Here is a 16,345-nt window from a genome sequence, read left to right on the forward strand (position 1 = left end):
CGAAGGTAGGACCGCAGCGAAGTGAGGATCCTGCCGCAGCAAGCGCTGACGAAGTCGCGGTAAGGACACGCGACTGATACTCCCTCGACCCGTCTTCCGGGCGGCGCGGATCCTGAGCTCGCGGGCTCGCCCAGGAGCGCCGCGCCACCTCGGTGCGACAGGCCTTCGGGCTGGATGACAGCAACGCCTCTCACTCACACCTCGCACGCTCGGTGTTCGTGAGGGGCGTTGCTGTCATCCAGAGTCCATGGTGCGCCGGGTCACTGTCCGCTGTCCCTGCGTCGTGAGGTGGGGGACGGATTGGGCTCGGGGAAGGGCTGCGTCATGACGCGTGCTCGTGGTGGCGCCGCGCCGTCAGAGCCGGCCGGCATCGCCGGCGCAGTCAGTGCCGCGGTCTGGGGATCCGGACCGTCGGGCTGACGGGTCAGCGCCGTTTCGCGAGGCGCGCCTCGAGAGAAGCCTTCGAGGCCGGCCACTCGTGCGCAAGGATCGAATAGACAACCTTGTCGCCCAATGCGCCGTTGCCCTCGCGACGATCGGCGCGCAACACGCCGTCGCGCCTGGCGCCGAGACGCTCGATCGCGGCCTGTGACTGCTGGTTCATCCAGCTCGTCTCGTACCGCACACACTCGACCCCGACCGTCTCGAAGGCGTACGTCATGAGCAACAACTTGCTCTCCGCGTTCGTGCCCGTGCCGTGCGTGGACGCGCGATTCCACGTGTAGCCGATCGACACGCGCGGCACCGCGTCGACGATGTCGTAGAACGTCGTGCACCCCAACACCTGCTCGTCCGCCAGCCGCACCGCGACGAACGGCACCATGAACCCCGACTCGCGCCATGCGAGGCGCTGCTCGATCATCGCGCGAACACCGTCAGCGCGCGGAACGCTCGTGTACCAGCGCGTCCACATCTCGCCGTCGTTGACGGCGTCCACGAGGCCGTCATGATGCTCGAGCGTCAAGGGCTCCAACCGCACCAAGGACCCGGTCAGCGTGATGTCAGCGTCGAAATCAGTCATGCCCCTCAACGTAGCGCCCATGCGTCGCAGCCCGACGGATGTGACCAAGAATCGCGGATGGGCACGAACATCGCAGATGGGGACGGGAATCGCAGTCGTGCAGGGGATGGCGGTACGCGAGGTCAGGGGCGGGGGGCGTCCTTGAGGCGCATCATGCCCTCCTGCGCGACGGTGGCGACGAGGGTGCCGTCCTCGGTGAACATGCGCCCCACGCCGAGGCCGCGCCCACCCGACGTCGAGGGTGATTCCTGCGCGAACAGGATCCACTGCGTCAGATCCACGGGTCGGTGGAACCACATCGCGTGATCGAGGCTCGCAGCGCGGTAGCCGGGTGACGACCAGGCGATGCCGTTGGCGCGCATCGCCGCCTCGAGCATCGAGTAGTCGGAGGCGTACGCGAGGATCGCAGCGCTGAGCAGCGGGTCGTTCGGCACCTCACGCAGTGTGCGCATCCACAGGTTCTGGAACGGCTGACGTTCGTCCGCCGGCGCGAGATAGAGCCCGCCCTCGACGTGTCGAACGTCGACAGCGCGTCCGCGCGCCCAGTGCTGCGCCATCGGGTGATCGATGTCGCCGACGATGTCCGCGGTCGTGGGCAGCGACTCGGGGGCCGGCACGTCCGGCATCGTCACCTGGTGGTCGATGCCGCCGGCGTCCTCCTGGAAGCTCATGATGACGCTGAGGATCGGCGCGCCGTTCTGGATCGCGTGCACGCGCCGCGCGGAGAACGACCCACCGTCACGTAGTCGCTCGACGGCGAAACGCACCGGCTGCGCAGCGTCCCCCGGGCGCAGGAAGTACCCGTGCAGGGAGTGGATGTGGCGCGGCGCCCCGGGCTTGATCTCACCGACGGTGCGGCCGGCCGCGACGATGCACTGCGCGAGAACCTGCCCGCCGAAGATGCGCCCGTGCGGCTGCGGCTGCGATTCGCCGACGAACAGGTCCGCGGCGCTCTGACCGAGGTCGACGCGGCGCTCACCGTCCTCGTCGAAGGACGCGGAGATCGTTGCACTGCCCACCGGGCGGACGTCGAGGATGTTCAGCAGGTCGCCGACCGGGTCGTCGGACGGTTCGATCGAAACGAGGGAAGTCACGAGGCGAGGCTACCCATGAACGGCGCCTCCCGCGCGCAACCGCGTGACATGACACCGCCGTCGGTTGGTGATCGGGCCTGGGCGCGGGGGATAATGACCGCCATGACCTACGCGCCCGACTATGCCTCCGTCGTGCCCGTTCCGCTGCGGTGGTCGGACATGGACGCCTACGGCCACGTCAACAACGTCCAGTTCCTGCGTCTGCTCGAGGACGCCCGCATCCTCGCGTTCGCGCAGTGGTTCGGTCGTGAGCGTTCCGTCGTCGGCGAAGGCATCATCGTCGCGCGTCACGAGATCGAGTACCGGGCGCCGTTGCTGTTCCGCATCGAGCCGATCGAGGTCGCCATGTGGATCACGCACCTCGGCGGCGCGGCGTACGACGTCGGGTACGAGGTGCGCGACGGGGGGCACGGTTCGACGACGTACGCGCTCGCGGAGACGACGCTCGTCGGTTACGACTTCCAGACCGAGCGGCCGCGCCGGCTCGAGGAGCACGACAAGACACAGCTGCGACGCTTCGTCGGCCCGCCCGTGCCGTTCCGCCACCGCGCTGCCGAGAAGCGCCGCGAGGCCTCGGCGTGAGCGACGGGTTGGAGCTCGCGGACGTCCAGGTCGCCGCAGACCTGACGACGTACGTCGCCCGCGCGCGCACGCTCGACGCCGACGGCGCGATCCGCCTCCAGGCGAGTGGAGCGACGCTCGCCGCGTGGGTCGGCGTGCGCAAGGGCCGCGGACTCATGGGGGAGGGCACCGTCATAGGGTTGCGGGTGCTGCCGCTCGCGCGCGCCGTCGACGAGCCGGTCGACGTCGTCGTCCCATTGGCGGCGGTCGCCGATCGTCTGGCTCGCAGCGGTTCGCCGCGTGGTGCGGTCGCGAACGCCGCGCCCGGTGCAAGCCCCCAGGTCGTCGACGAATCCGATGGCGCCTTCACGCTCGAGATCCCGCCGATGACGGTGCGCACGTCCTGGGCTGCTGTCACGCCCCCGCGCAGCGGATGGTCGCCGCTGGCGCGCCTGCCCGTCGACGGTCTCGTGCACGTCGCGCGCGTCGGCATCGAGGAGGTCGCCACCGGAACCCCCGAGGGCGCCGGTGCCGCAGCCGTCGAACAGCTCCGTGAACGCGTCTGGAACCGCCCGATCGAGGGTGATCTCGGCGGCGCCGACGGGTTGCCCACCGGGGCCGCGCTCGGGCTGTACGCGCTCGGATTCGCCGTCGGCGATGTCGCGACGGTGTACGGCACGGCCCGCTGGCATCGCGTCTCGACAGACGTCGGGCACGTTCTCGTGCGCTGATGGCTCGGGGCGCGCGGCGTCGTTGACGCGGGTTTGCGCACCTCAAGGGTGGGCCGCGCGGGCGGGGGATGTCGCTCGTCGCTCGGACCGCGAGCGTGCCGATCGGCTGGGGTGCGCGACGTTGCTGACGCGGGGTGCGCACCTGGCGGCGCGCGTTCGGGTGCGATGCGTCACCGTCGAAATCCTCCGCACCTGAGCGGTCGGGCATCCGGCGCCGTGCACGCGAGCCCGCCGAGCCGAACGAAGGGTGCCTGCGCGGTTATCGTCGTGACCATGACGCACCGTTCACTACCGCAGCCACGCACCCTCGACCCCATGGACGCACCGAGCCTGCGCTGGGGCATCATCGCGCCCGGCGGCATCGCCCGCACGTTCGCGCAAGCGCTCACGGCGCGGACGTCGCAACGCATCGTAGCCGTCGGTTCTCGAAATGTTCAGCGGGCGCAAGAGTTCGTCGACGAATTCGCCTCCGGAGCAACGGCCTACGGATCCTACGGCGAACTCGTTGCTGACGACGACGTCGACGTCGACGTCGTGTACGTCGCCTCGCCACACAGCGCGCACCGCGACCACGCACTGCTCGCCATCGAGGCGGGCAAGCACGTCCTCGTCGAGAAGGCATTCACGCGCAACGCCGCCGAGGCTCGGGAGGTGCTCGAGGCGGCGGAGCGCGCCGGCGTGTTCGTCATGGAAGCCATGTGGTCGCGCTTCCTGCCGCACTACGACGTGATCCGTCAGGCCATCGACGCCGGCCTCATCGGTGACGTGCGCTGGATCGCCGCTGACCACGGTCAGGCGCTCTACCCGGAGGGGCCCCGGCGCCTGTCCGATCCCGCCCTCGCCGGCGGTGCGCTCCTCGACCTCGGTATCTACCCGCTCAGCTTCGCGGCGATGCTCATACCGCAGGTCGACGACGTCGTCGCCACCGGCATCCTCACGCCGCAGGGCGTCGACGAATGCGAGACGATCACCCTGCGCGCCGGTGGTTCCATCGCCGGTCTCGGCACGACGATGGCGACGCAGACGCCCAACACCGCCGTAGTCGCCGGCACCGAAGGGCGCCTCGAACTCGACGGGTGGTTCTACTTCCCGACGCAGGTGCGACTCGTCAGCAACGACGGCGAGGTGCTCGACACCTTCGACGGTGCCGACGACCTGCACGCGCTGCACTTCGAGGCCGTCGAGGTGGCCCGCTGCATCAGCGACGGCCGCCGCGAGTCGCCCCTCATGCCACACGCCGAGACGTTGCGCGTCATGGGTCTCATGGACGAGATCCGCCGTCAGCTCGGGGTGGTCTACCCGGGGGAGTGACCGTGCGCCAAGCACGCGTCATGCCAGGACGCACACACGACAGCTCCGGCTACCGTCGACGCACGATGGCGGGTAACTCACAGGTAGGCGCCTCGTGACGCGACTACGCGTGAGTTACCCGCCATCATCGCGTCGCGCTGCGACCGGGTGGGCCTCGATCAGGCTCGCGTGAACCAGACCGTCACGTCGCGTTCGACGGTGAGGCTGTCGGCCTCACCGCTGCTCAGGACGACGAACGCGTCGTCGGGCAGGGCGACCGGCTCACCGAAGTTCGTGACGACCCACAGGTCCTCGTGGCCGTCACGGCTGTTGACGAACGCCAGGACGTCGTCGCCGGCACCCTCGACCCACGTGAGAGAGCCGGAGCCCAGTTCGCGGGCGTGACGCTCGCGCAGCATGCGGCGGTAGAACTCGAGCGTCGAACCGGCCACGCCGTCCTGCTGGTCGACGGCGAGGTCACCGTAGACCTCGGGCTGCGGCAGCCACGTCGCCTCCGACGGGCCGAACCCGAACGACGGCGCGTCCTTGACCCACGGCATCGGCACGCGGCAGCCGTCACGGCCGGCCTCGGTGTGCTCGGAGCGCTCCCACGTCGGGTCCTGACGCGCCTCGTCGGGCATCGTCGTGTGGTCGGGCAGGCCGAGTTCCTCACCCTGGTACAGGTAGGCGCCGCCGGGCAGTGCCAGCTCGAGTGCCGTCGCCGCGAGGGCGCGACGCAGGCCGAGTGCCGCGTCGGGCTGCGGGTCCTCGGCGCGGATGCCGTTGGGGCGCGGCTGCCCGACGGGCAGCGCAAGACGAGTGGCGTGACGCACGACGTCGTGGTTGCTCAGGACCCACGTCGTCGGTGCGCCGACGGAGTCGTTCGAGCGGTACGACGACGTGATGCTCTCGTGCAGGTCGGCGGCACGCCACGGTGTCTCGAGGAAGGCGAAGTTGAACGCCTGGTGGAACTCGTCCGGGCGCACGTAGCGGGCGAGGCGCTCGGGCGGGCTGACCCACGCCTCGGCGCACATCGCGCGGTCGGCGGCGGAGTCGTAACCCTCGGTGTCGCGCGGGTTGTAGGAGTCGAGCAACTCGCGCCACGCGCGGTAAATCTCGTGCACGCCCTCCTGATCCCACATCGGGCCGCCGTTGTCGTGGCTCGCATCGCCGGTGCCGGCCATCTGCGCGTGCGCCGCGTGATCGGGCAGCCCGTCGGCCTTGATCAGGCTGTGCGCGACGTCGACGCGGAAGCCGTCGACACCGCGGTCGAGCCAGAACGTCAGGATCGAGACGAACTCGTCGCGGACCTCGGGGTTGTTCCAGTTGAAGTCCGGCTGCTTGGGGTCGAACAGGTGCAGGTACCACTGCTCGGGGTTGCCGTCGGCGTCGCTGACGCGCGTCCACGCGTTGCCGCCGAAGATCGCCTGCCAGTCGTTCGGCGGCAGTTCACCGTTCTCGCCCTTGCCGTCGCGGAACAGGTAGCGCTCGCGCTCCGGCGAACCAGGGCCGGCCGCGAGGGCCGCCTTGAACCACTCGTGCTCGTCGGAGGAGTGGTTCGGCACGAGGTCGACGATGACGCGCAGGTCGAGCTCGTGCGCGCGGGCGATCAGCTTGTCGGCGTCGGCGAGGGTGCCGAACAGCGGGTCGATGTCGCGGTAGTCGGCGACGTCGTAGCCCGCGTCGGCCATCGGGGAGGTGTAGAACGGCGAGATCCACAGCGCGTCGACGCCGAGGTCGCGCAGGTAGGGCAGCTTGGCGGTGATGCCGGGCAGGTCGCCGACACCGTCACCGTTCGAATCGGCCCACGAGCGCGGATACACCTGGTAGACGGCGGACGTACGCCACCATTCCTGGCCGCCGAGGCCGACGTGCGTCGCTGAGGTCTGCTTGATCCACGAAGTCTGTTCACTCACCGCCCCAGTCTGCCAACCACGGGCGCTGGGACGAAACCGTCCGCATCACCCGCGGCCGAGAGGGGCTCGACAGGCCCATCGCTGCCCGAGCCGTTCGACTCGGTGACGGCGGCGCGTCAGCGAACCGGGTGCTCCGGCTCCGGCCCGGGGGTGTTGACGAGGCTGTAGGCCGCGCGCACGAGGTAGTCGCGCAGCAGGCGGTCGAGCTCCGGTTCCAGGGCGACGTCGTCGCACGCCGCCATGATGTGCGTCAGCCAGCGGTCGCGCTGCTCGGGGGTGACGGCGAACGGCATGTGTCGCATCCGAAGGCGCGGGTGGCCGCGCTCGGCCGAGTACGTCGTCGGGCCGCCCCAGTACTGTTCGAGGAACATCTCGAAACGGCGCTTCGCGGGCTCGAGATCGGCCTCGGGGTACATCGCTCGCAGCGTCGCGTCCTGCGCCACGCCGTCGTAGAACACCTCGACGAGACGGTGAAACGTGGCGTGGCCGCCCATGCGGTCGTACAGCGTCGGCTCACTCATGCGTCCAGTCTTTCACCCGCGCGCCACGGCCGTCGCGTGGCCGGATGTCCCTTCATCGGTGCCGAGGTCGGCCTCACCTCGGCAGGGCGGTGTTGACGGCGGCGAACGGCTGGGCCGGCGGGCCCTTGACGCCTGCGTCCTCGAGCGCGATGACGCTGCGTCGGCGCAGTTCGCGGCTCACGCCGAAGTTCTCGTTCGGCGCCGTCTTCGCGATGATGCGGAACGTCATCGTGCCGCCCGCCACCGATTCGACACCCGCGACGTTCGGGCGCTCGATCAGCTTCTCGCTCCACTCGGGGTCGGCCTCGAGCGCGTCGACGACGCCCTCGAGCACATGGGTGACGGTGTGGATGTCCGAGTCGTAGGCGACCGGGATGTCGACGAGCGACGTCGACCATCCCTGCGAACGGTTGGCGACGCGCACGATCTCACCGTTTCGGACGTACCAGACGACACCGTTCGCGTCGCGCAGCCGCGTGATGCGCAGCGTCACCTCCTCGACGGTTCCGATCGCCTCGCCGGTGTCGATGACGTCACCGACGCCGTACTGATCCTCGAAGATCATGAAGATGCCCGACAGGTAGTCCTTGACGAGCGACTGCGCGCCGAAGCCGAGCGCGACGCCCGCGACTCCGGCGCTCGCCATGATCGGGTTGAGCTGGATGCCGCACTGCGCGGCGATCGTCAGCGTCGCGACGACGACGACCGCCACCGTCGTGATCGAGCGCAGCAATGACCCCATCGTCGCGGCGCGCTGACGGCGACGCTCGTCGTCGAGACCTGCGGCGGCACGCAACCGGGCGCGGGTCGGAGCGAGCAGGTCGCCCGCGCTGACGGCGGTGCTCCCCGCAGCGCCTTCCGCCTCTCCCGCAGCGTCGCCCGCGCCTTCTGGCGCCTGGGCGGAAGGGGTGGCGGCGCCCGTATGCTGACCCGCCTCGTCAGTGGCCCCACGTGTCTCGTCCTGCCCAGAACGCGTCGAGCGGGGGCGGGCGATCATCGCCTCGACGGCCCGCGAGATCGCGCGGTGGGCGAGCCAACGCACCGCGACGGCCGCGACGACGATGATGACCACCTGCACCGGAGTGCCACCGACGTGGTGCCACAGATCGCCCATCGTCGACGTGCGCAGTGGGACGAGGCTCAGGGGAATCGATGACATGCCGTCATCCAATCACCCGCGCCCAGCTCGTCTCGAACGACCGACGTGGGCCGATTCGCTGCCGCCCCACGTGAAGCGAGAGTCTCGCAGAGCCCAGGCTCCCCGGGCTCTGCGCGATCACTGCCGCCGGCGCAGCTGCGTCGCGATGGCACACACGATGCGGCCCGGGACGATCGAAACCGTCCCGGGCCGCGTCACGTGCATCACGACGCGGGAAGCACGAGCACTCACGGCTCGCGCGCATCACCGCCCGTCGCGGCGGGCTCAGCCGTGCTGTCGCGCCGCCTGTGCGTCGAAGCGCTGAGCCTCGACGGCGCGCGCCACGGTGTCGCGGTTCTCGGCAACGGTGCGCACGAGACCGGCCGGGGCGTCACGGTGGGCGTCGAGCCAGGTGTTGGCCTGCGCGAGCAGCTGCGGCCCGGCGAGGGTGAACGGGAAGAACGACCCGATCGTCAGCTCCGCGATGTGGTGCGTGCGCGAGGCCCAGTAGCCCTCGGCCATCTCGAAGTAGCGCTCGACGTACGGCTCGAGCAGTGCCTCGTCGTGCACGTGCCCGAAGCCCGCGGCGGTCTCGGCGATCGTCTGGTTCGCGAGCGCGTCGGAGTCGACGACGGACGCCCACGCCGCGGCCTTCGCCTCGGCCGTCGGCATCGCCGCCCGGGCACGCGCGGCGCGCTCAGCGCCGGTCGCGGTGTTGTCCCGCTCGAGTTCGGCCGCGATCTCGAGCTCGCCGAGCACGCCACCGGCGACGAGGCTCGTGAGCAGCGTCCAGCGCATCTCGGTGTCGAGGGCGAGACCGTCGAGCACGGACGAGCCCTCGAACAGGCCGCGGACGAACGCGAGGTCGTCGGCGCTCGCGGCGAACGACGTGAACGCCTGCGCGAGCTGGAGCTGCGCATCGGAGCCGGGCTCGGCCGACAGCAGCAGACCGCGCAGAGTGCGGGCCACGAGGGCGACGACGTCGTCGCGGTGCTCCGGTGCCGTGTACGTGCGCGCGGCGGTCGTCAGCTGCCCGAGCAGGGTGCGCAGCAGCGTCGAGTCACTCTCGCCCGGCAGCGTCGCGAGGGCCATGTCGATGAAGTCGCGCGCCGACATCTCCGCATCGCGCGTCATGTCCCAGGCGGCGCCGAGCACGAGGGCGCGCGGCAGCGAATCCGTGAACGCGCGCGGGTGGGCGATGGCCGTGGCGAGGCTGCGCGCATCGAGACGGATCTTCGCGTAGGCGAGGTCGTCGTCGTTGACGAGCAGCAGGGCGGGTTGCGGCGTGCCGACGAGCTCGCTCACCTCGGTGCGCTCACCGTCGACGTCGAGCTCGACGCGCGCGGTGCGCGTCAGGGCGCCGTCACGCAGCATGTAGCAGCCGACGGCGAGGCGGTGCGGACGCAGCGTGGGGTAGTCGTCGGCGGCGCTCTGCTCGATGACGACGCTCGTCATGCGGCCGTCGTCGTCGGTCTCGACGATCGGGCGCAGCGTGTTGACGCCGGCGGTCTCGAGCCACAGCTTCGACCACTGCGTGAGGTCGCGTCCGCTCGTCGTCTCGAGCTCGGCGAGCAGCTGCGGCAGCGTCGTGTTCTGCCACGCATAGCGCGCGAAGTAAGCGCGCAGACCGGCGGTGAACGGCTCACGCCCGACGTAGGCGACGAGCTGCTTGAGCACCGAAGCGCCCTTGGCGTACGTGATGCCGTCGAAGTTGACCTCCACGTCGGCGAGGTCGCGGATCGGGGCGACGATGGGGTGCGTCGAGCTCAGCTGGTCCTGACGGTAGGCCCACGCCTTCTCGGACGTGCCGAACGTCGTCCACGCCGATTCCCAACGAGTCGCCTCGGCCTGCGCCGTCGTCGAGGCCCACTCGGCGAACGACTCGTTGAGCCACAGGTCGTTCCACCACTTCATCGTGACGAGGTCGCCGAACCACATGTGCGCGAGCTCGTGCAGCACCGTCAGCGCACGGCGCTCGACGACGGCCTCCGAGACCTTGGCGCGGAAGACGTAGATCTCGGAGAACGTCACGCAGCCGACGTTCTCCATCGCGCCCGCGTTGTATTCCGGCGTGAAGATCTGGTCGTACTTGGTGAACGGGTAGGGCTGGTCGAACTCGTTCTCGAAGAACGCGAAGCCACGCTTGGTGATGTCGAAGATCTCGTCGGCGTCCATGTGCGGAGCGAGCGACTTGCGGCAGAACACGCCGAGAGGGATGGTGCCGGCGCGCGTCTCGACGCTGTCGCGGTACGCCTCGTAGGGGCCCGCGACGAGCGCGGTGACGTAGCAGGAGATGCGGGCGGTGGGGGCGAACTCCCACGTCGCGGCCGGCTCGCTCACCCCGTTCGGACCCGTGTAGGTCTGCGTCGCGGGCTTCGGCTCCGGCGTCGTCTCGTTCGACAGCACCTGCCAGCGCGCGGGCGCCGTGACGGTGAACTGGAACGTCGCCTTGAGGTCGGGCTGTTCGAAGACGGGGTACATGCGTCGCGCGTCCGGCACCTCGAACTGCGAGTAGAGGTAGACCTCGTCGTCGGCGGGGTCGACGAAGCGGTGCAGGCCCTCACCGGTGTTCATGTAGACGCCGACGGCGTCGACGCGCACCTCGTTCTCGGCGGCGAGATCGGTGAGGCGGATGCGCGCCCCGTTCCAGTCGACGTCACGCTCCTCGCCGTTGACGACGACGCGGCTGACGGACTCGCCCAGGAAATCGAGCCATGTCTCGCTGCCGGGCTGCGCGCTGAAGCGCACGACGCTCGACGTCGCGAACGTCGTCGGGCCGGTGGTGAGGTCGAGGGTGACGGCGTAGGAGTCGACGGTGATGTTCTCGCCGCGGGTCTGCGCGTCGTCGCGGGTGAGGTTGGCCCCGTTCACGTCAGTGGTGTCCTTCCAGCAGGGTTGAGGAACGGCGGTGCGCGAAGTGGTGTGCGCCACAGCCGTTCGGGCGGTGCTGCCCATCCTTGCACGAGCGCTCGAGGTGGCAGGATGGGACGGTGAGCGAAAATCAGCCCGAGTCCGCAGCCCCTACCGTCGAGATGTTCTTCGACCCGATGTGCCCGTGGGCGTGGATGACGTCCCGCTGGCTCATGGAGGTCGAGAAGGTGCGTGACGTGCGCGTCACCTGGCGCGTCATGAGCCTCGCCGTCCTCAACGAGGGCCGCGACCTGCCCGATGATTACCGGGCCTTCCTCGAACAGGCGTGGGCGCCCGCACGCCTGGTCATCGCGGCGCAACAGGCGCACGGCGACGACGTCGTCAAGCCGCTCTACGACGCGATCGGCACCCGCTTCCACCCCGGCGGCGCCGACCCGCGTGACGCCGAGAGCGTGCGGCGCGTGCTCGTGGAGTCGCTCGCCGAGTGCGGTCTCGAGCCGGAGCTCGTCGACGCGGCGACCAACGTGCCCGGCGACGATGTCGACGTCGCCCTGCGGGCCGCGCACAAGCGCGCGACCGACCTCGTCGGCACGGACGTCGGCACCCCCGTCGTCGCGTTCGGCGGCACCGCGTTCTTCGGCCCGGTCGTGACGCCGGCGCCCAAGGGTGAGGACGCCGGGCGCCTGTGGGACGGTTGCCTCCTCGTCGCGGGCACGCCCGGTTTCTACGAACTCAAGCGCAGCCGCGACGTCGGCCCCGACTTCAGCTGACCCTCCGCACCACCACTGCCCCTCAGGCCATATCTTCGCGACAAGGACGAGCACACATGCGCATTCACATCGGTGGCGACCACGCAGCTTTCGAGACCCAGCAGGCCCTGCTGACCTACCTGACCGAGCAGGGTCACGAGGTCATCAACCACGGCCCGAGCGAGTACGACGCCGAGGACGACTACCCGGTCTACGTCCTGCGTGCCGCCGAGGGCGTGCGTGACGACGAGGGCTCGCTCGGCATCGTTCTCGGCGGTTCCGGCAACGGCGAGCAGATGGCAGCTAACAAGGTCAAGGGCATCCGTGCCGCGCTGTGCCTGACGCCCGAGTTCGCCTCTCTCGCACGCGAGCACAACGGTGCGCAGATCCTGTCGATCGGTGGTCGCTTCGTCTCGATCGACGAGGCCAAGCAGATCGCCCGCACCTTCATCGAGACGCCGTACGCGGGCGTCGAGCGTCACGCGCGCCGCCTCGCGATGGTCGAGAAGTACGAACGGGACGGCACGCTGCCCTCCGAGGGCTGAGGCCTTCGAACGGCCCGCGCGGCGCGATCTTCTCGCCGCGTGACGGGCCGTCGGCCCGGGTCGGTGGAGCCTGTCACCCACGCAGGTGCATGCTCCACCACCCCTGGTGCGCGTGAGGCAACCCCTATAGGCTGGCGCGCGTGGTTCTGGAGGCTCAACGCGAACAGACGCGCCTGCGTCAGTCGGTGCAGCGTGCCGTGGCCACTCCGATCTCCAAGCCGCACAGCGTCGTCGTCGCGTTCGCGCTGCTCACCGCGATCGTCTGTGCCGCCGCCATCGCGCTCACGCCGACGATGTCGCATGCGGTCTTCATCCCGCTCATCGTCGCCGCAGCGTTCCTGTTGTCGGGGCGTCGCCTGGCGCTCGCCATCGCCATCGTCCTGACGGGCTACGTGACGACGGCCGCGATCACCTGGTCCGACGCGCCGACGCAGTGGTCCGTCGCGGTGGCTCTCGCCCTCATCGTCGGCATCGTCGCGTTCGCGAACCGTCAGCGCTTGACGATGGGTGTGCCGCTCTCGGTGGGCTCGAGCATGCTCAAGGATCTGCGCCAGCGGCTCGACACCCAGGCCCTGCCACCCGAGATGCCGGACGGGATGCGCGTCGAGCACTGTGTCATGCCCTCACGCGGGGATGCCTTCAGCGGTGACTTCGTCGTCGCCGCCCGACGCGACGACCACCTGCACCTCGCCCTCACCGACGTCTCCGGGCACGGCCCGTCGGCGGGGATGCGTGCGCTGCTGCTTTCCGGCGCCCTCGCTGGGTTGCTGGGGGAGACGCGCCCGGAGGATTTTCTTCCCGGCGCGAACCGCTACCTCATCCGCCAGGGCTGGCGCGACGGGTTCGCCTCCGCCATCCACGTCTCGATCAACGTCGAGGACGGCCAGTACTGCGTCGGTACGGCCGGTCACCCGAGCGCCGCGCATTATCACGCGGGCACGCGCCGCTGGGAGATGATCACCGGCGCGGCCGGTCTGCTGCTCGGGTTGTTCGACCAGGGGCCGCAGGACTACGCGCGCGCCGGCGGGGTGCTCGAGCCCGGCGATGTCCTGCTCCTCTACACCGACGGCGTCGTCGAGGGCCCTGACGGCGACCTCGCGGCCGGGACGCAGCAGATGCTCGGCCTCGCGCAACGGGCCATCAGCGCCGGCCCGGAGGGGGCGGCCCAGCGCATCTGCGAGGCCTCGGCGCGCACCGGGGGGCAGGACGATCGCTCCGTTGTCGTCATCTGGCGGCCCGTGCCTGAGTCGTCCGAATCGCGCCACGCGCGCGGAACCGCGTCCGTCTGAGTGAGCGCGCCCTTCTGAGCGAGTGCATCTGCCCGATCGACCTATCCTGCTTGAACGACGAACGGCGCCGCCCCCCACCGGGGAGCGGCGCCGTCAGCGTTCAACGGAGGCAGCTCACTCGCCGCCGAAGGCGCCGTCGAGTTTCTCGTTCGCGAAGTCCTGGCCCTTGTCGATCTGGTCGGCGTGCTGGCCGCCCGTCTTGTCGTCGGCGAAGTCGCCGGCCTTCTCGACGCCCTGGTCGAGCTTGTCGGGGTTGTCCTGGGCGAACTCGCTGGCCTTGTCCTTGGCGCTGTCGAAAATGCCCATGATGTGCCTCCTGCGAATGGAAGTGCTCCGGCGAACCGGACTCATCTTCACCGAAGCACATGCGCGGGGGCGGCGTCGAGACCGCCGGCATCGTTCGTTGGCGAACGTCTCGGTGGCCAAGACGACCGTCGGCGGCGCTTCGCGCGAGCACGGGGGCGACGGCGGCGGGCCAGGTCAGCCCCCGCGGATTGGGGCGTCACGGCGTGTTCGGGTAATGTGTCCGAGAAACGTGCGGGCGTAGCTCAATGGTAGAGCCTCAGTCTTCCAAACTGATCACGCGAGTTCGATTCTCGTCGCCCGCTCCAGCACCGCGACGGCGGCTCCCGCGGGGGCCGCCGTTCGTCTTGCGAGAGCGCGCCCCGGCGCGATCGCAGCAGGACGGCGCGCGCGGAGCGGCCCGCCTCGCCTCTGGTGAGCGGGGCTGACGGGGTGTGGCGCAGCTTGGTAGCGCGTCCGCTTTGGGAGCGGAAGGCCGCAGGTTCGAATCCTGTCACCCCGACCGTTAGCATGAACGACGAGTAAGAGGAGTGCGCCGCGCCGCAGGCAGGGCCGATGATCGGCCGGCCAGTGCGGGCGCGCCCACCATCACCGATCGACTGGAGTGCACCGCTGATGAAGAGCGCTGTCGAAAACCTAACCCCGACCCGGGTCAAGCTCACCGTTGACGTCACGGCCGACGAACTGAAGCCGAGCATCGAGAAGGCCTACACGACCATCGGCTCGCAGGTTCAGATCCCCGGTTTCCGCAAGGGCAAGGTTCCCGCGAAGCTCATCGAGCAGCGTTTCGGCCGCGCGGCCGTCATCCAGGAAGCCGTCAACGAGGCGCTTCCGGAGCTGTACACGAACGCGATTGTCGAGAACGACGTCAAGGTCCTCGGCCAGCCCGAGGTCGACATCACCGAGTTCCCGCTCGAGGACGGCGCGGGCCTGAGCTTCACCGCCGAGGTCGACATCCGCCCCGAGATCACGCTCCCGGCGTTCGACACGCTCGAGGTCGAGGTCGAGCCGATCGAGGTCTCCGACGCCGACATCGACGAGCGCATCGCCGAGCTGCGCGAGCGTTTCGGCACGCTCGAGTCGGTCGAGCGCAAGGCCAAGAAGGGCGACTTCGTCACGATCGACCTGTCGGCCACGATCGACGGCAACGAGATCGACGCGGTCTCCGGTGTCTCCTACGAGATCGGCTCGGGCACGATGCTCGACGGTCTCGACGAGGCGCTGACGGGCCTCAAGGCCGGCGAGGAGGCGACGTTCACCTCGCCGCTCGCCGGCGGTGAGCACGAGGGCGAGAACGCCGAGTGCACCGTCAAGGTCGAGTCGGTCAAGGTCCGTGAGCTGCCCGAGCTCGACGACGAGTTCGCCCAGCTGGCGTCGTCGTTCGACACGATCGACGAGCTCAAGGCCGACCTGCGCGCCGAGGTCGAGCGCACCAAGCGCTTCGAGCAGGGCGTCCAGGCCCGCGACAAGGTCCTCGAGGTCCTCCTCGAGCAGCTCGACATCCCGGTGCCCGAGTCCATCGTCACCGAAGAGGTGACGAACCACCTCGAGGGCGAGAACCGTCTCGACGATGACGAGCACCGCGCCGAGGTCACCGAATCGACGCGTCAGCAGGTCGCGACGCAGCTCCTGCTCGACGAGATCGTCGAGAAGCACGAGATCCAGGTCGGCCAGGACGAGCTGATCGAGTACCTCATCATGTCGGCGCAGCAGTACGGCATGGACCCGAACACGTTCGCGCAGGCGCTCGACGCGCAGGGCCAGGTGCCCGCCATCATGGGTGAGGTCGCTCGCCGCAAGGCGCTCGCCACCGTTCTCGAGTCCGCCACGGTCAAGGACACGGCGGGCAACGTCGTCGACCTGAACGCCGCCGTCGACACCGGCGATGACGAGGACGAGGCGCAGGCCGCCGACGCCGCCGACGGTGAGAACGCCACTCCGGTCGCCTCCGAGGACGCCGACGCCGACGCTGCGGACAAGCCCGCCAAGAAGGCTGCCGCGAAGAAGACGACGACCAAGAAGGCCGCGTCGAAGAAGACGGCAACGAAGAAGGTCGCCGCCCCTGCCGAGGCCACTGACGCCGACTCCGCTGAGGCCGCGGAGAAGCCGGCCAAGAAGGCAGCCGCCAAGAAGACGGCTGCGAAGAAGACGGCGACGAAGACCGCCGCCAAGAAGACCGCTGCGAAGAAGACGGCCAAGAAGGCTGTCGACGGCGAGTGAGTCGTCACTGACGTCTGAGACGAGGGCCGCGCGAGCAATCGGGCGGCCCTTCGTCGCGTCCGGGCCCAGGCGAACGTCGAGCCTTGCGCTGACGGC

At 69.7% G+C, this 16,345-nt stretch carries 14 protein-coding genes and 2 tRNA genes; 9 read left to right on the top strand and 7 right to left on the bottom strand.

Going from position 1 to position 16,345, the window contains the following annotated elements; all coding sequences use genetic code 11:
- Positions 1-424 precede the first annotated feature (424 nt).
- Positions 425-1,021 carry a GNAT family protein gene (locus J4Z35_RS11065; RefSeq protein WP_006945991.1) on the bottom strand — a complete coding sequence of 199 codons (597 nt, stop codon included), beginning with the start codon at positions 1,019-1,021 and terminating at the stop codon, positions 425-427.
- A 122-nt stretch (positions 1,022-1,143) separates the two neighbouring features.
- Positions 1,144-2,115 (bottom strand): acyl-CoA thioesterase II, encoded by a 972-nt coding sequence (locus J4Z35_RS11070; RefSeq protein ID WP_006945875.1) that lies wholly within the window; start codon positions 2,113-2,115, stop codon positions 1,144-1,146.
- Between the two features lie 102 nt (positions 2,116-2,217).
- On the opposite strand from J4Z35_RS11070, the gene J4Z35_RS11075 reads away from it, so the two are divergent.
- From J4Z35_RS11075 to J4Z35_RS11085, 3 genes are all read left to right on the top strand, one after another.
- Positions 2,218-2,697, top strand: a complete 480-nt coding sequence (locus J4Z35_RS11075; protein ID WP_038567517.1) for an acyl-CoA thioesterase — start codon at positions 2,218-2,220, stop codon at positions 2,695-2,697.
- Positions 2,694-3,407 (top strand): hypothetical protein, encoded by a 714-nt coding sequence (locus tag J4Z35_RS11080; protein ID WP_062258270.1) that lies wholly within the window; start codon positions 2,694-2,696, stop codon positions 3,405-3,407. Before J4Z35_RS11075 ends, J4Z35_RS11080 begins: the two co-directional genes overlap by 4 nt.
- Positions 3,408-3,680: 273 nt before the next feature.
- The gene (locus tag J4Z35_RS11085; protein WP_074046204.1) at positions 3,681-4,718 is read left to right on the top strand and encodes a Gfo/Idh/MocA family oxidoreductase; all 1,038 of its coding nucleotides are present in this window, start codon (positions 3,681-3,683) and stop codon (positions 4,716-4,718) included.
- Positions 4,719-4,876: 158 nt separating this feature from the next.
- Here J4Z35_RS11085 and J4Z35_RS11090 read toward each other — a convergent pair whose 3' ends face one another.
- The 4 genes from J4Z35_RS11090 to pepN form a co-directional block, all read right to left on the bottom strand.
- Complete coding sequence (locus J4Z35_RS11090) at positions 4,877-6,592, bottom strand: glycoside hydrolase family 13 protein (protein ID WP_062258283.1); 1,716 nt, start codon at positions 6,590-6,592, stop codon at positions 4,877-4,879.
- Between the two features lie 137 nt (positions 6,593-6,729).
- Positions 6,730-7,134 carry a globin gene (locus J4Z35_RS11095; protein ID WP_006945874.1) on the bottom strand — a complete coding sequence of 135 codons (405 nt, stop codon included), beginning with the start codon at positions 7,132-7,134 and terminating at the stop codon, positions 6,730-6,732.
- A gap of 73 nt (positions 7,135-7,207) precedes the next feature.
- On the bottom strand, positions 7,208-8,293 hold the full coding sequence (locus J4Z35_RS11100) for a mechanosensitive ion channel family protein (RefSeq protein WP_074046194.1): 1,086 nt from the start codon (positions 8,291-8,293) through the stop codon (positions 7,208-7,210).
- 264 nt (positions 8,294-8,557) lie between these two features.
- The gene (pepN, locus tag J4Z35_RS11105; protein ID WP_074046195.1) at positions 8,558-11,143 is read right to left on the bottom strand and encodes an aminopeptidase N; all 2,586 of its coding nucleotides are present in this window, start codon (positions 11,141-11,143) and stop codon (positions 8,558-8,560) included.
- Between the two features lie 119 nt (positions 11,144-11,262).
- Between pepN and J4Z35_RS11110 the strand changes: the two genes are divergently transcribed.
- The 3 genes from J4Z35_RS11110 to J4Z35_RS11120 all read left to right on the top strand — a co-directional run bounded on the left by J4Z35_RS11110 (position 11,263) and on the right by J4Z35_RS11120 (position 13,726).
- Positions 11,263-11,913 (top strand): DsbA family protein, encoded by a 651-nt coding sequence (locus J4Z35_RS11110; RefSeq protein WP_082740853.1) that lies wholly within the window; start codon positions 11,263-11,265, stop codon positions 11,911-11,913.
- 56 nt (positions 11,914-11,969) lie between these two features.
- Positions 11,970-12,437: a ribose-5-phosphate isomerase gene (locus tag J4Z35_RS11115; RefSeq protein WP_038567531.1), complete on the top strand. Its 468-nt coding sequence runs from the start codon at positions 11,970-11,972 to the stop codon at positions 12,435-12,437.
- 140 nt (positions 12,438-12,577) lie between these two features.
- Positions 12,578-13,726, top strand: a complete 1,149-nt coding sequence (locus J4Z35_RS11120; protein ID WP_074041097.1) for a PP2C family protein-serine/threonine phosphatase — start codon at positions 12,578-12,580, stop codon at positions 13,724-13,726.
- 114 nt (positions 13,727-13,840) lie between these two features.
- Here the strand turns inward: J4Z35_RS11120 and J4Z35_RS11125 are convergent, their stop codons facing one another.
- On the bottom strand, positions 13,841-14,032 hold the full coding sequence (locus J4Z35_RS11125) for an antitoxin (protein ID WP_006945905.1): 192 nt from the start codon (positions 14,030-14,032) through the stop codon (positions 13,841-13,843).
- Between the two features lie 231 nt (positions 14,033-14,263).
- On the opposite strand from J4Z35_RS11125, the gene J4Z35_RS11130 reads away from it, so the two are divergent.
- The 3 genes from J4Z35_RS11130 to tig all read left to right on the top strand — a co-directional run bounded on the left by J4Z35_RS11130 (position 14,264) and on the right by tig (position 16,249).
- Positions 14,264-14,337, top strand: a tRNA-Gly gene (locus tag J4Z35_RS11130).
- A gap of 120 nt (positions 14,338-14,457) precedes the next feature.
- Positions 14,458-14,531 (top strand) — tRNA-Pro (locus J4Z35_RS11135).
- Between the two features lie 113 nt (positions 14,532-14,644).
- Positions 14,645-16,249 carry a trigger factor gene (gene tig / locus J4Z35_RS11140; RefSeq protein ID WP_074041098.1) on the top strand — a complete coding sequence of 535 codons (1,605 nt, stop codon included), beginning with the start codon at positions 14,645-14,647 and terminating at the stop codon, positions 16,247-16,249.
- Positions 16,250-16,345 lie beyond the last annotated feature (96 nt).

Source organism: Dermacoccus sp. NHGro5, from assembly GCF_017565385.1.
Lineage (GTDB): Bacteria > Actinomycetota > Actinomycetes > Actinomycetales > Dermatophilaceae > Dermacoccus > Dermacoccus nishinomiyaensis.